The sequence below is a fragment of the Saccharopolyspora gloriosae genome (assembly GCF_022828475.1).
GTDB classification, from domain to species: Bacteria; Actinomycetota; Actinomycetes; order Mycobacteriales; family Pseudonocardiaceae; genus Saccharopolyspora_C; species Saccharopolyspora_C gloriosae_A.
Map to the genome: position 1 here is coordinate 3974746 of NZ_CP059557.1, position 13695 is coordinate 3988440.

Annotated in this window: 14 protein-coding genes; 4 read left to right on the forward strand and 10 right to left on the reverse strand. The window is 68.9% G+C overall.

Translation table 11 applies throughout. The features are described from left to right. Nucleotides 1-2: 2 nt before the first annotated feature. From H2Q94_RS17140 to H2Q94_RS17155, 5 genes are all read right to left on the reverse strand, one after another. Nucleotides 3-782 carry an ABC transporter ATP-binding protein gene (locus H2Q94_RS17140; RefSeq protein ID WP_243788195.1) on the reverse strand — a complete coding sequence of 260 codons (780 nt, stop codon included), beginning with the start codon at nucleotides 780-782 and terminating at the stop codon, nucleotides 3-5. A 10-nt stretch (nucleotides 783-792) separates the two neighbouring features. After that, on the reverse strand, nucleotides 793-1776 hold the full coding sequence (locus H2Q94_RS17145; protein WP_243788196.1) for an NrtA/SsuA/CpmA family ABC transporter substrate-binding protein: 984 nt from the start codon (nucleotides 1774-1776) through the stop codon (nucleotides 793-795). Between the two features lie 365 nt (nucleotides 1777-2141). Beyond that, nucleotides 2142-2963 carry an ABC transporter permease subunit gene (locus tag H2Q94_RS17150; RefSeq protein ID WP_243788197.1) on the reverse strand — a complete coding sequence of 274 codons (822 nt, stop codon included), beginning with the start codon at nucleotides 2961-2963 and terminating at the stop codon, nucleotides 2142-2144. A gap of 290 nt (nucleotides 2964-3253) precedes the next feature. Then, on the reverse strand, nucleotides 3254-3334 hold the full coding sequence (locus tag H2Q94_RS30995) for a putative leader peptide (protein ID WP_397545485.1): 81 nt from the start codon (nucleotides 3332-3334) through the stop codon (nucleotides 3254-3256). 75 nt (nucleotides 3335-3409) lie between these two features. Next, a complete protein-coding gene (locus H2Q94_RS17155) occupies nucleotides 3410-5254 on the reverse strand; it encodes an AMP-dependent synthetase/ligase (protein ID WP_243788198.1) in 1845 nt (614 codons plus the stop codon). Between the two features lie 146 nt (nucleotides 5255-5400). Between H2Q94_RS17155 and H2Q94_RS17160 the strand changes: the two genes are divergently transcribed. Next, nucleotides 5401-6450 carry an AraC family transcriptional regulator gene (locus H2Q94_RS17160; RefSeq protein WP_243788199.1) on the forward strand — a complete coding sequence of 350 codons (1050 nt, stop codon included), beginning with the start codon at nucleotides 5401-5403 and terminating at the stop codon, nucleotides 6448-6450. A 134-nt stretch (nucleotides 6451-6584) separates the two neighbouring features. On the opposite strand, the gene H2Q94_RS17165 is transcribed toward H2Q94_RS17160, so the two are convergent. Together H2Q94_RS17165 and H2Q94_RS17170 are read right to left on the reverse strand one after the other, a co-directional pair. Next, entirely contained in the window at nucleotides 6585-7883 is a 1299-nt protein-coding gene (locus H2Q94_RS17165) for an MCE family protein (RefSeq protein WP_243788200.1), read from the reverse strand. 376 nt (nucleotides 7884-8259) lie between these two features. Further along, nucleotides 8260-8544, reverse strand: coding sequence for a hypothetical protein (locus H2Q94_RS17170; protein WP_243788201.1), 285 nt, complete (start codon nucleotides 8542-8544; stop codon nucleotides 8260-8262). 85 nt (nucleotides 8545-8629) lie between these two features. Between H2Q94_RS17170 and H2Q94_RS17175 the strand changes: the two genes are divergently transcribed. From H2Q94_RS17175 to H2Q94_RS17185, 3 genes are all read left to right on the forward strand, one after another. Further along, complete coding sequence (locus H2Q94_RS17175; RefSeq protein ID WP_243788202.1) at nucleotides 8630-8866, forward strand: DUF397 domain-containing protein; 237 nt, start codon at nucleotides 8630-8632, stop codon at nucleotides 8864-8866. Nucleotides 8867-9019: 153 nt separating this feature from the next. Then, entirely contained in the window at nucleotides 9020-9880 is an 861-nt protein-coding gene (locus H2Q94_RS17180) for a helix-turn-helix domain-containing protein (RefSeq protein WP_243788203.1), read from the forward strand. A 234-nt stretch (nucleotides 9881-10114) separates the two neighbouring features. Beyond that, complete coding sequence (locus tag H2Q94_RS17185) at nucleotides 10115-10984, forward strand: SAM-dependent methyltransferase (protein WP_243788204.1); 870 nt, start codon at nucleotides 10115-10117, stop codon at nucleotides 10982-10984. Between the two features lie 27 nt (nucleotides 10985-11011). On the opposite strand, the gene H2Q94_RS17190 is transcribed toward H2Q94_RS17185, so the two are convergent. From H2Q94_RS17190 to H2Q94_RS31000, 3 genes are all read right to left on the reverse strand, one after another. After that, complete coding sequence (locus H2Q94_RS17190; RefSeq protein WP_243788205.1) at nucleotides 11012-12328, reverse strand: LLM class flavin-dependent oxidoreductase; 1317 nt, start codon at nucleotides 12326-12328, stop codon at nucleotides 11012-11014. Nucleotides 12329-12341: 13 nt separating this feature from the next. Continuing rightward, nucleotides 12342-13340, reverse strand: coding sequence for an ABC transporter substrate-binding protein (locus tag H2Q94_RS17195; protein WP_243788206.1), 999 nt, complete (start codon nucleotides 13338-13340; stop codon nucleotides 12342-12344). Nucleotides 13341-13474: 134 nt separating this feature from the next. After that, entirely contained in the window at nucleotides 13475-13552 is a 78-nt protein-coding gene (locus H2Q94_RS31000) for a putative leader peptide (protein WP_397545486.1), read from the reverse strand. Between the last annotated feature and the right edge of the window lie 143 nt (nucleotides 13553-13695).

Below are 13695 nucleotides of genomic sequence, written 5' to 3' on the forward strand. Positions count from 1 at the left end.
TTTCACGGCGCGGCCCGGTGGAGCTCGGTGGACGACGGCGCGGGCTCTGCCGGGGTCGGGATCTGCTCGCCGGTCTCGGTGACGCCGAGTTCGGTCAGGAGCGTCTCGCGCAGCCTGGTGAACTCCGGGTCGGAGCGATCACCGGTGGTGGCGAGGTCGACGCGGTGATCGGCGGCGAGGAGTCCGTCGCGCATCACCACCACCCGGTCGGCCAGCAGCACCGCCTCGTCCACGTCGTGGGTCACCAGCAGCACGGCGGGCCGGTGTGCCGCGACGAGGCGGCGCACCAATGCGTGCATCCGGATGCGGGTCAGCGCGTCCAGCGCGGCGAACGGTTCGTCGAGCAGCAACAGCTTCGGTTCCCGCACCAGCGCGCGAGCGAGCGCCACGCGTTGCGCCTCACCGCCGGAGAGCGTCGCGGGCCAGGAGTCCAGGTGCTGTTCGAGCCCGACCTCCGCCAGCGCGCGGGCCGCGTCGTCGCGCGCTCGCGCACCGCGCAGTCCGATCACGACGTTGCGCCACACCCGCCGCCACGGCAGCAGCCGGTGCTCCTGGAACACGACCATGCGCTCCGGTGGCGCCGTGATCGTGCCGCCGTCGGGGGCGTCGAGCCCGGCCAGCAGCCGCAGCAGCGTCGTCTTGCCGCAGCCGCTCTTGCCGATGAGCGCGACGAACTCGCCGCGCCGCACGTCCAGGCCCAGGTCGTGCAGCACGGTGCGGGTGCCGAATCGGCGGACCAGTCCGCGCACGCGCACGGCGGGTTCGGAATCGGTGGTGCTCATGCTCGTCTCCTCACAGCCGCACGGAGTGCTCGGCGATGTCGATCGGGCCGCTGAGGATGTCCCGTTCGGACAACCAGTCCGCGCCGCGCTGCAACTGGGCGATGCCCTCGTCGTTGATGAACGACAGCTTCGTCTGCACGTTGTTGCGCGCCATCCGCTCCAGCACGGGCTGCGGGTAGTTCGACACGGCGTTGCCGATGCGCAGCGATTCGGCGTAGTTGGCGTTCTGCCACTCGTATTCGTCTTGGTAGGCGCGGATCACCGCACGGATCGCGTCGGCGTTGCGTTCGGCGTAGTCGCGGCGGACGAGGAAGCTGGTGAAGTCGATCTGGAAGTCCAGCTCGTCGCCCTCCACGAAGATGGGCGTGGCGCCGTACTCCTCTTCGGCGATCTCGCGGAATCCTTGCCAGATCGACCAGGCGTCGATCTGCCCGGAGCCGAACGCGGCGCTGGCCTCCGGCGGGTTCATGTACACGACGTTCACCGATTCGCGGGGCACACCGTGCTTTTCCAGCGCGGCGACCAGCAGGAACTCCCCGAGTCCCGCCTTGTTCACCGCAACGGATCGGCCGGCGAGGTCCGGTACCGCGCGGATCCCGGAGTCCTTGCGGGCGAGCACGGCGGAGGTGCGCGGCTCTGCCGTCGCCCACGCCAGGTACACCAGGTCCGCGCCGGAGAGGATGGCCTGGTCGGCGGGAGTCGTGCTGCCGCCGAAGCTGAAGTCGGCGCTGCCGCCGACGACGGCCTGCATGCTCGGCGCGTGGTTGGCGAACGGCCCGACCCATTCGGCCGTGATCCCCTGCTGTCGCAGGGTTCGCGCCAGCGTCCCGCGGATCTTCGGCACCGAGATCGGCCCGTGCGTGAGCCGCACCTTCCCGGCCTCGGCCCCACCTGACCCGGCTCCCCCGGCGCAGGCCGCCAGCGACGGCGCCAACGCCGTCAACCCCAGGGCGCCCAGCACCGAACGACGCCCGATCACACGCTCGTGGTTCACGGAAATCTCCTGATTTCTGTTGTCGAAGAAGGAAAGGCGCACTTCAGGGCGAGAGCACCGCTCGTCGCCTCATCACGTCGAAATCGTGCAGTCAGCGGCAATGCCCGATTGCTTGCGACCGAAGCCCGTGCCTCGCGGCGAAGCCGTGCATTGGGCGGCGAAGCCAGCCTGCTTTGCGGCCGAAGGCCGTGCCTGTATGTGCGAAGCACATAGCCCACGTCGAAAAAACGACCACCCGCGGGTTCTCAGTGGCTTCCTCGCGAGGACAGCTTTTTCCCTCGTGGCGGAGCCACCAGGGAAAAAGATCCCGCAGCGAGGAAGCAACTGAGGTTCCGCTACCCGACCCCCAAAGCAAAACGAGCCCATCAAGCCGAAATCCGTGCATAACTCGGATTCCAGCGTAGGAGGCGGCGTTCCAGGAGTCTGGTGACCAGATCACATGCCACTCCGATCACCGCGTAGATCACCACGACGAGCACGATCACATCCGTCTGCAGGAATTCGCGGGCGTTGGTGGCCATGAAGCCGATTCCGGCGTCGGCACCCATCGTCTCGGCGATCACCAGCGCCAGCCAGGAATGCGTCAGCGCGAGCCGCAGGCCGGACAGGATCGACGGCAGCGCGCCGGGCAGCACCACCCAGCGGATGCGTTCGACCCGGCCGAGCCCGACCACCCGCGCCAGCTCCAGCAGTTTCGGGTCGATCTGGCGGATTCCCAGCACCGCGTTGAGGTACAGCGGGACCGCCGTGCCCAGCGCGATAAGGAAGATCTTGCCGCTCTCCTCGATGCCGAACCACACGATCACCAACGGCAGCATCGCCAGGAACGGGATGGCGCGGATCATCTGGATTCCGCGGTCCAGCAACGCTTCGGCGATGCGGGACAGCCCCACTGCGAGGCCTAGGCCGAGGCCGGTGATCGCGCCGACCGCGAAGCCGGTGGCGGCCCGGTACAGGCTCGCGAGCAGGTTCGCAGGCAGCTCACCGTCGGCGGTGAGTTCGGCGGCGGTGCCCAAGACGGTGCTGGGGGCGGGCAGCATCTGCACGTCGAGCAGGCCGACGCGGGCGCTGATCTCCCACAGCAGCAGGATCAGCACGGGCGTCGCCCAGGACACCGAGCGGTACGGGAACGCCGGACGGCTGCCGACGGCGAGGCGGGGTGCGGCGGTCTTCGCGGTCGCCGTCACGGGACATCAGTCCATTTCGGATGGACGAATCCCGTGCGCGGACCAGGTCGGATGCACATGGAGGGCTCCTGGACGTGCGGGCACGGCCGAGCCCCTCCGGGCCACGGCGCGAGAGAGCGACCGATGCGGCGCCGCTCGTCATCGCGATGCGCGGAATCGCCGCCGTGGCAGGGAGAAACCGGTCAGGCCGTGCGGGAGGACTTTCCGGGAACGAGCAGCCCGGAGCGCGGTGACCTCGTGATCACCGGTGGGTGATCACGGCGCGACGCCGGACGGTGGCGGGGCGAGCGTCAGCGCCGACACAGCGCGCTCGCGTGCCGCCGCAAGTCGACGTGCCGACGCGTCACGAGCCGCTGAATCGCCTTCACCACCGCAGCATCGCCCGGCCCTACCCGGAAAGTCAACGTGCCAGGTTCAGATTTCCCGCCAGCTGGACGGGTTCCGGATCACCGCGGGTAGAGCGCGTCCAAGTGCTCCCGGTTGTGCTTGACGACCACGGCGCGACGGACCTTGCGGGTCGGCGTGAGCTCCCCTTCGTCCTCGCTCCACTGGGTCGGCGCGAACTCCCAGGCGCGAACGTGCTCCACCCGAGCCAGCCGCGAGTTCGCCAGCGCCACGGCTTGACCGATCTCCTCGCGCAGCTCCGGATTCGCCAGCAGCTCCGCTCGGTCCGCGTCGGCCAGCCCGCGCTGATCGGCCCACTTCCGCAGCGCCTCCGCGTCCGGCGACAGCAACGCCACCAGGTAGGGGCGGCCGTCGCCGTGGACCAGCGCCTGCTCGATCAGCGGGTGCTCCACCAGCAGGGACTCGACGGTGACCGGGCTGATGTTCTTCCCGCCCGCGGTGATGATGATTTCCTTCTGCCGTCCGGTGATCCGCAGCATCCCGTCGTCGTCCAGCGACCCCAGATCACCCGTGCGCAGGTAGCCGTCCATGGTGAACAGCTCCCGGTCGGCCTCGGGCAGGTTGCGGTAACCGGAGGCGCACAACGGCCCGCGCACCAGCACCTCGCCCGCACCGGTCAGCCGCAGCTCCACACCCGGCATCGCCGTGCCGACGGTGCCCGGACGCCGCGGATCACCGGCGCGGTGCATCACGGCGGCGCCGCAGGTCTCCGACAGGCCGTACACGCCGGTCAGTCCCATCCCCAAGCCCGCGAAGAACCGCTCGAGTCCCGGCGGCAGTGGCGCCGCACCGACCGCGCGCACCGCGCACCGGTCCAGCCCCAGCGCCACCGGGATCCGGTGCAGCACGGCTCGATGTGCCAGCCGTGCCAGCATCTTCTGCGACTCGGTCGCCTCGGGGTGAACGCCGGCCTCGGCCGCGCGCAACGCCCAAGCGCCCAGCTTTCCGCGCGCACCGCCCTGCTCGGCGATCTTCGACTCGATGCCGGTGCGCAGCTTGTCCCACACCTGCGGCACGCCGAACAGAATCGTCGGGCGCACCTCGGCGAGCCGCTTCGGCAATTCCTTGACGCTGGCGCAGAAATGCGTCTCCCCGCCGCTGCGCAACGGCAGGTACACCGACAGCACCCGCTCCGCGATGTGCGCCAACGGCAGGTACGACAGGCTCACCACGTGGTCGGGCAGTCCCGCGGCCCGCGCCAACGCCTCCACCTCGTAGAGCAGCGCGCGGTGGCTGAGCTCGACGCCTTTGGAGGCACCGGTGGTGCCGGAGGTGTAGATCAGGACGGCGATGTCGTCCGGGTCCGGACACATCTGCTCCTGCAGCAACGGGTCCTCGGGGGAGAACGAACCGTCATCGGCCGCCGTCCCGAGTTCCAGGAACTCCTCCCAGCTCAGGATCCGCCCGGTGAACCCCTCCGGGCGGGCGTCGCCGATCTCACCGAGCGTGATCACCACGCCGAGTTCGGTAGGCTCGCCCAGCACCGGCAGCCACCGGCGCCACGCGTCCTCGCCCTCGACGACGACCACCTTCGCACCGGAATCCACCACCACGTGCCGGATCTGCTCCGGCGCCAGCGTCGCGTACAGCGTCGTGGTCGTCGCCCCCAGCGTCGAGGCGCCCAGGTCGGCCAGGATGTGCTCGGGGCGGTTGCTCGCCATCACGCCCAGCACGTCACCGGGCACGAGGCCCAGCGACCGCAGCGCCGCCGCGATGTTGAGCACCCGGCCGTGCACCTGCGACCACGTCCATTTCTCGTCGGCCGTGGCGAACGCCGGGGCGTCCGGCCGGGACCTGGCGATCTCTGCGAGCAGACTCGGCACGGTCCGGCCTTCGATGGCCGCCTCGATCTCGTCCCGCTCGGCTTGGACCTCGGTCGCGGTCATGCACTGCTCCCCTGCAAATGGCCTACACGGTGTCGTCCGTCACGATCACGTTAAGGCGAAAAGGGGGTGGGGCTATGACGTCCACGGTCACGTGATTGATACTTCCGGACATGCCGCACCGCCGCGACAAAGATCACAACTCGAGTGTGCACGCCCTTGACCCCGTCCCGGACCCCGTAGTCCGCGATTGGGACTTCCCGCGCAGCCCGATCAGCGCGCTGCTGCTCACCCGATTCGCCGCCGAGCATCACGTGGCCGCGGAAATCGTGCTGCAAGGCACCGGACTCACCGAACCCGAACTGGAAGACCCGTCGTTGTCCGTCGACGCGCACCAAGAGCTGCGCATCGTGCGGAACCTGGCGACGGCGCTGCCCGACATACCGGACCTCGGCATGCGCGCCGGCCTCCAGTACCACCTGACCTCGTACGGGATTCTGGGGTTCGCGTTCATCAGCAGCGCGACGGTGAGCGACGGCATGGCGGTGGCGCTGCGCTACCTGGAGCTGAGCTTCGCGTTCTGCATCCCGCGCATCCGGCTGGCCGAAGGTGAACTGCGGGTCGAGCTCGACGCGTCCGCGATCCCGGCCGACGTGCGGGATTTCCTGGTCGCACGGGACCTTTCCGCGATTCACACCATTTTCGTGGAACTGATTTCGTCGCCCATCCCGGTGCAGCGCATCGAGCTGAACCTGCCGGAACCGCCGGACGGGGTGCAGGCTCCGGTCTTCTTCGGCACGGTGCCGGAGTTCGGCGCGGCCAAGAACGTGATCGTCCTCGATCCGGAGTTCCTGACCCAGCCGCTGCCGCAGGCCAACGAGCACACCCTGGCGATGTGCGAGGCGCAGTGTCGCGATCTGCTGGCGGGCAGGCGGGAACGCACCGGCTTCGCCAAGCAGGTGCGGGATCAGATGCTCGGCCCCGACGGGGTGCGGCTGGGAATGGAGGACGTGGCGCGCAAACTGCACACCACGGCCCGCACGCTGTACCGCAGGCTCAACGCCGAGGGCACCAGCTTCCAGACGGTGCGCGACGAGGTCCGTGCCGCGCTCGCCGAGGGGATGCTGCGCGACGGCGCGCTCTCGGTGGACGACATCGCGATCCGCCTCGGTTACGCGGAAGCGGCCAGCTTCATCCACGCCTTCAAACGGTGGACCGGCACGACGCCCATGTCCTACGCGCGGCGGCGCCAGAACTGATCGAGCGCCGGCATCACCCGTTGCGGCGAGGGCGATCCCGGCGCTGCGAGCAGGTCCGTCGGGCCGGGGCGCACCTCCCCGGCCCGACGGGGCTTCCGGCCCGCGAACGCACGTGGGGGTTCACGGGCGGGCTGTCATCGGTAGCTGACCTCCGCGCCACGCAGCACGGGGCCGACCAGCAGCGAACCCCATTCCGGGACGGTGCTCGCCGGAACTCCCATCGACGGCGCCAGGACCGTGGACATCGCCTCGCGTTCCTGCGGGGAGTTGGCCAGGCCGAGCCCGCCCGATGAGGCCGCCCCCGGCGGCTCGGCCGCGACCGGCGCCGTGGAGCCGTCCTGAATAGGGCCGTCCACCGGATATTGCGGCCGGGTGCCCGGCGGGTAGTCGTAGCAGCGCGGTCCACGCTTGTCCTCATAGGACGGTTCGTCGCGGCCCGGCTCGTACACGCCGCGCGCGGCCACCACTTCGAGCGTGATGTGCGCGCCGGGTTCCTTGGTGCCCTCGCCGAAGACCTCGTCCACGCGGGGGATGATCCCGGTCAGGCTGCGCAGCAGGCACGGGTACTGCGGGGAGTACTTGGCGAGCACGTCCGCGGTGGGCCGCGCCGACTCGCCCAACCTGATCAGGTCGTCGCCGTTGGCCTCCAGGAAACCGGTCGCGTCGTTCGAAGTCGTGGTCAGCTGCGAGGTCAGCGACCGCAGGTTCTCCTGCTGATCCACCAGCGTCCGCGAGGTCGTCGACAGATCACCCAGCGCCTGCAGCACGTCCGGCGCGGCCTGCTCGTAGGTCTCGGCCACCCCCACCAGCTGCCGCAGGTTCTCCTGCAACTGCGGCACCGACGGGTTGAGCCCCTCGACGTAGTCGTTCAACCGCGTGATCGTGTCGCCGACTTCCTCCCCACGACCGTCCAACGCCTGGTTCAACGAGTTCAACGTTACCGCCAGGTCGTCCGGGTGGATCGCCTCCAGCACCGGCATCGTGTCCGCCAGCACCGTCTCCAGCTCCACCGACGCCCGCGACCGGTCCTGCGAGATCACATCACCCGCCGCCAACCGCGTCGACGACGACTGCTCCGGCACGTCCAGCGACACGTAACGCTCACCGAACAACGTCCGCGGCAACAAGCGCGCCGACACGTTCGACGGCAGCAGCTTCGCCTTGTCCGGCTCCAACGCCAAGTGCAACTCGGCACCCTCGTTGATCGGCCGCACCTCGTCGACCCTGCCGACGGTCATGCCGCGGACCTTCACCTCGGAGTCGGGCATCAGCTGGTTTCCCGTGGACGCGGCCCGGAGAACCACGTTCACGCTGGGCCGGAAGACACCTTGATAGGTCGCCACCGTCACGCTCAGGAACAACGCGACGCACAGCAGCAGTGCCAAACCCAGCAACCTGCGCCGCACCGTCGCGAAGGTGCTGTCTCTGCTCATCGGACCGCCGTTGACTCGTACCCGGACACCCCGCGAGACGCGCATGCGTCGATTCCGCGAGGAGATCATTCACGGCGCTCACCCGGACGGAACACGCTCGGGGAGGCCGGACAGGGCAGAAGAGTAGGGCGTCGGCGTGAGCTACGTCATGAGAACCCCGGTCAGCCGATTGACCATTCCGGACAGATCAATACATCCGCACGTCACCGGCCGGATCGAGGCTCGAATCCCCTGGTGCGGGCGGAAAACGCGCTCGCCGACCGCGACACGGCCAGGGGCGGAGCAGACCGGCGCACACGGACGGCGCCGGGGAACCGTTGAGATTTCAGGACAGGCGGCGGCCGTGCACGACCTGGATCAGCCGGACCGGGCGGGGCTAGCTCGCGGCGTCCTCGGGCAAGGCGGCCCCGACGGGCATCGCCGCGACGCAGGAAACGCAGGGCATGCAGCCGCCTTCCGGCACATCTCCGATCGCATCCGGGCGGAGGCCCATTCCGCAGGCGGTCCGCGCCAGGCCCGCGTCCCAGTCGACCGAGACGATCGCGTGCGCCTGCCGCAGCGACACGCGGTGGTGCTTGCGCAGCACCCACACGCGTTGCTCCAAGGCCGCGTCCGGATCACGCCGGAGGTGTGCGGAGCTGTTCGCAACGCTGGGCATCATTGCTCCCTCCTAAGCTTGAGATTAATCCTACTCAACGATTAATCTCGTTGTCGAGCTGAACTGAACAGTGTGGAGGGAGCGCCACGTGCACGCACCGGATCCGACCCCAACGACCCCGCACTTCCCCCGGCGCGGCTGGACGGCCGCCAACCGCTGCGGACCCAACGGCGGCAACTGCGTTGAGGTCAACCACCCCGTGGCCGGCGGCCACGTCGGAGTCCGCGACAGCAAGAACATCGCCGACGGGGTCCTGGTGTTCAACGCCGGTCAGTGGCGTTCGTTCATGTCCAGGACCCGCGACGGTGCGTTCGACCTGCCGTGATCACCATCGGCCGGAACAGCGGGGTCGATTATTCCCCTTAAGAGTGAACTTGTGGATGAACTCCGGCAACCTGCCGGGGACCACGCCCGAGTGAGCCCACTCGGCTAAAATGATCTGCTTGTCGAGACACTGAACGTAGAGCGGAGATTCCGAGTGCCGAGCACGGTGACGTCGCGGCGCAGACAGCTCGGCAACGAGATCCGCCGAGCGCGGATCGCGGCGGGGATGACCCAGCAAGAGGTCGCCGAGTTGCTGGGCTGTCGGCAGGGCAAGGTCAACAAGATCGAGTCCGGCGCGGTGGCGGTCAAGCAGGCCGAACTCAAGCAGATGCTGGAGGCGTTCCAGTGCACTGACGCGCAGTCGGAGCTGATGCTGGAACTGGCCCGGTCCAGCACCGGGCAGCGCGGGCAGTGGTCCGGGTACCGCTCGGCGGTGCCGCAATGGTTCCGCACCTTCACCGACCTGGAGCCCGCCGCGGGCGAGATCCTCAGCTGGCATGGCGAGCGGATCCCCGGCCCGTTGCAGTCCGAGCATTACATGCTCACCCAGTTCAGCGAAGACCGCGCCACGGACGTGACATCGCTGGTCCGCAACCGGCAGGACCGCAAGCAGGTGTTCGACCTGGAACGGCCGCCGTACTACCGCTTCGTGATCGGCGAGGCGGCGTTCCGGCGGATGCCCGGCGGACCGAACCCCTCGGTGGCGCTCGACCAGGTGGAGCACCTGCTGGACCTGGGCGAGCGGTACTCGCGCACCTTCATCCACGTGCTGCCGTTCGACGTGCGCCTGGCGTTCACGCCGAACGATTTCACGATCATGCGTTTTCCGGACGCCACCAAGGACTTCGTGTTCATCGAACATGCCGCAGGCGGCATTTACCTGGACGACGAGGGGGACTTCGAGTTGTTCGTCGACGCGTGGGACCGGATCCGCGGCGCCGCGCTGGAACTCAACGAATCGGTGGATTTCCTGCGCGGGCTGGCGGCCGAATTCCGCTCGCAGATGAAGTTCTGATCTTTTTCGCCCGCGATGCGATTCGAGGGAGCGGCGACACCTCTTCCTCAATCGTGAAAGCCGAACGATCCTCCGCCGGGGGACGTCGGCGCATTTCGCGCGTCCGCTGCCGGAAAGGCCTGTGACCACCTGCGTTGCCGGAGATTTCACCCGGATGGCCCCCGCTCACAGTCGGCGTTCGAGGGGTTACGATTCGTCGCAAGATCACCCGGTTGTGACTGAAGGACCATACGTATGAGCGATGTTGACGACGACCCGTTTCCCCCGCAGAGTGCGGATCTGACCAAACCGAGCGTCGCCCGGGTGTACGACTGGTACCTCGGCGGCAAGGCGAACTGGGCCATCGACCGCGAATTCGGTCAGCACGTGGTCAACGAATACCCGTTGTTACGTCCGATCGCGATCAGCAATCGGCTCTTCCTGCACCGCGCGGTGCGCCACCTCGTGGCCCGGGGCGTGCACCAGTTCATCGACATCGGTTCCGGGGTGCCCACGATGGGCAACACGCACTCGGTGGCCGACGAGGTGGAACCGGGCTCGAAGGTCGTCTACGTCGACCACGAGCCGGTCGCGGTGGCGCACTCCCAGGTGCTGCTGGACAAGCACGGCGACCCCGAGCGGCACGCGGTGATCAACGCCGACTTCCGCAACCCGGAGCGGCTGTGGCAGCGCGCCATCGAAACCGGCGTGCTGGACCTGGAACAGCCGGTCGCCATCCTGCTCATCGCGGTGCTGCACGTGAAGCAGCCCGGCCCGAACGGCGACGACATCTCGCCGCAGGTCATGAAGCGGTACCGGGAACTCCTCCCGCCCGGCTCCTACCTGGCGCTGTCGCACCTGACCGATGACGGCGTGCCCGCGAGCCTGGACGACCAGCTCGTCGGCATCAAGCAGATGTACGACAACTCCTCCAGCCCGGTGATCTGGCGCAGCCAGCAGGAGATCGCGGACCTGTTCGGCGACTTCGAGATGCTCGATCCCGGCATGACGTGGACGACGGACTGGCACCCGGAGGACCGCAGCCCGAACTTCTCGCCGGACCTGGACTTCAGCGAGTCCGGCGAATCCGCCATCTGGGCGGGCGTCGGGCGCAAGCAGCCCTGAAGCATCCGGTGATCACCTCGGTGTTGCTCAGCGCCGATCAACACCGAGGTGATCCCGCAAGGTATGACCGTGATACTCCGTTCGGAATAATCCTCGATGCTGGAGTTCCGGGACCACGTGGTCGAAGAAGTCCGTCACACCGCCGGGCGAGTAGGCGGGCATCAGGACGAATCCATCGCAGGCGCCCGCTTCGTACCAGCGCTGCAGCTCGTCGGCGATCGTCACCGGCGAGCCGGCCACCAACGGGAACGACAGCGTCGCGGCGTATTCCGCCCCGAGCTCGCCGAGCGTGAGCCCGCGTTCGATGGCGTCGGCGATCACGTGCTGGAACCGGCCCTTGCTGCCGCGGATCTCGTCGCGGATGTCGGGCACCGGCCCGTCCACCGGATACCGGGCGAGGTCGTGGTTCATGCTCGCCGACATGAAGGTGAGGCCCGCGATCGGCAGCACCAGCGACCGCAGTTCCCGCTCGATCTCCGCGGCCCGCTCGTCGGTTTCGCCGACGAGCGGCATGATCCCCGGCAGCACCCGTACTTCGTGCTCGGCTCGGCCCGCTTCCCGCACCTGTTCCTTGAACCCGCGGTAGAACTCCGCGCCGCGCTGCAACGTCGGCGCCACCGCGAAGACCAGGTCGGCGTTCTCGGCCGCGAGCCGCTGGAACACCCCGGAGGCCCCGGCCTGGATGACCACCGGATGTCCTTGCGGCGGGCGGGGCACGGTGAGCGGTCCGCGCACCTGGAACCACGGCCCGCTGTGGTCGGCGTAGCGCACCTTTCCCGAATCGGCGAACCGTCCCGCCCGCTGGTCGGCGAGCACCGCGCCGTCGTCCCAGGTGTCCCACAGCGCCCGCACGGCGGTGATGAACTCGGCCGCGCGCTCGTAGCGGGTCGCGTGGTCGAGGTGTTCGGATCGGCTGCAGTTTCGCGCCTCCCCGTCGCTGACCGAGGTCACCGCGTTCCACGCCGCTCGCCCGCCGCTGAGGTGATCGATGCTGGCGAACATCCGCGCCACGTGGAACGGCTCCGAGTAGGTCGTCGACGCCGTGGCGGCCAGCCCGATCCGCTCGGTCACCGACGACAACGCCGACAACAGCACGATCGGATCGAGGTGGGTGTTCGGCCGGTGCTCCAGCACCGTGGAGAAATCGCCGCCGTAGATGTCGTCGACGGCGAGCTTGTCCGCGATGAACACCAGATCCAGCTTCGCCCGCTCCGCTGCTTCGGCCAGCCGCCGGTAGTGGTCCAGGCCGTGTTCGCCCGGCGCCTCCGCACCCGGATAGCGCCAGCCGCCCGCGTGGATCCCCGCGTCGCTCAGGTAGAGCGCGAGATGGAGTTCCCCGGTCATCGCCGCGCCCCGATCAGTACAGGCCGCGATCGACGTGATCACCGATCACCAGATGTTCGCGCAGCACGCCGAATTCCCGGTAGTTGTCGGCGACCTCCTGCAATTGGGTGGTCACCTGCTCGTCGACGGGGCCGCCGATGCGCTGCGAACGGTCGGAGACCAGCCGGGCCACGTTCGGCGGGCGGTGGCTGATCTCGCCGTAGATCCGCGCGTTCTCCGCGGGCTCGGCCCGCGCCCAGTCCAGCGCCTTGTTGTACCGGCCGACGAAGTCGCGGATGGCGGCGCGGCGGCCCGGATCGTCAAGGGCCTCCTGGTAGGCGTTGATGAAGCTGAGCCCGTAGGCGAGGCCTTGCGCGTCGCGCAGCACGGTCGCGCCCTGATCGAGCTGGGCCGCCGCGGTGTAGGGGTCCCAGGTGGACCAGGCGTCGATGGCTCCGGAGCTCAGCGCGGCGCTGGCGTTGACCGGTTCCAAGAAGCTGATCCGCACGTCGTTCGCGGACAGCCCGGCTTCGCGCAGCGCGCTGAGCAGCAGGTAGTGCCCGACGCTGCCGGGAGTGGTGGGCGAGACGGTCTTGCCGCGCAGGTCGGCCACCGACTTGATCGGGGAGCCCTTCGGCACGACGATGGCCAGCCCGTACTGCTGCTGGGACCTGGTCGCCGAGACGATCTTGATGTCGGCACCGGAACCGAGGGCGTTGAGCGTCGGCGCGTCGCCCGCCAGCCCGATGTCGACCGCTCCGCTGCGCAGCGCCTCCAACAGCGGTGCGGCGGCGGCGAACTGGGACCAGTTCACCTGGTACTGCGTGCCGTCGAGCACGCCCGCGGCCTCCACCAGGGACTGCTGGATGCCCGCCTGGTCTCCGATGGTCAGCGTGACCTTGGTGAGGTCGACGCTGCCGTCCTCGCGGACCGCATCGTTGCCGCCGCAGGCCGCCGCGGCGAGCGGGCTCAGCGCGAGCGGGGCGACGGCCAGTTTGGACAAGAAGGAACGCCGCGTGGAGCGGGTAGGCATGAGTCCTCCAGCAAGGAGCGCGCGAGCAGGTACGCCCCCGCGCGCGGGATGAGCGGAACCAGCATTCGTCCACATAGGACAGCTGGAGAGAAGGGATCAGCGGCGCCGGGACGAGTCGGCGGAGCCGGGCCGGCTCAGCGGCGACAGAGCGCCGAGGACACCCGGGACAGATCCACGTGATCCCGGGTGGTGAGCATCGGCCGCTGCGGCATATCAAGAACCTAGCCAGGCCCCGACGCCCCTGTAAACCCAATCCAACAGGTTGGGAATGCGATCGGCATCACCGCCGATACCGCCACCGAGCCCGCGCCGAACGTGATCGTTGCTGGTCAACGTCGCGATGCGACCACTCGGG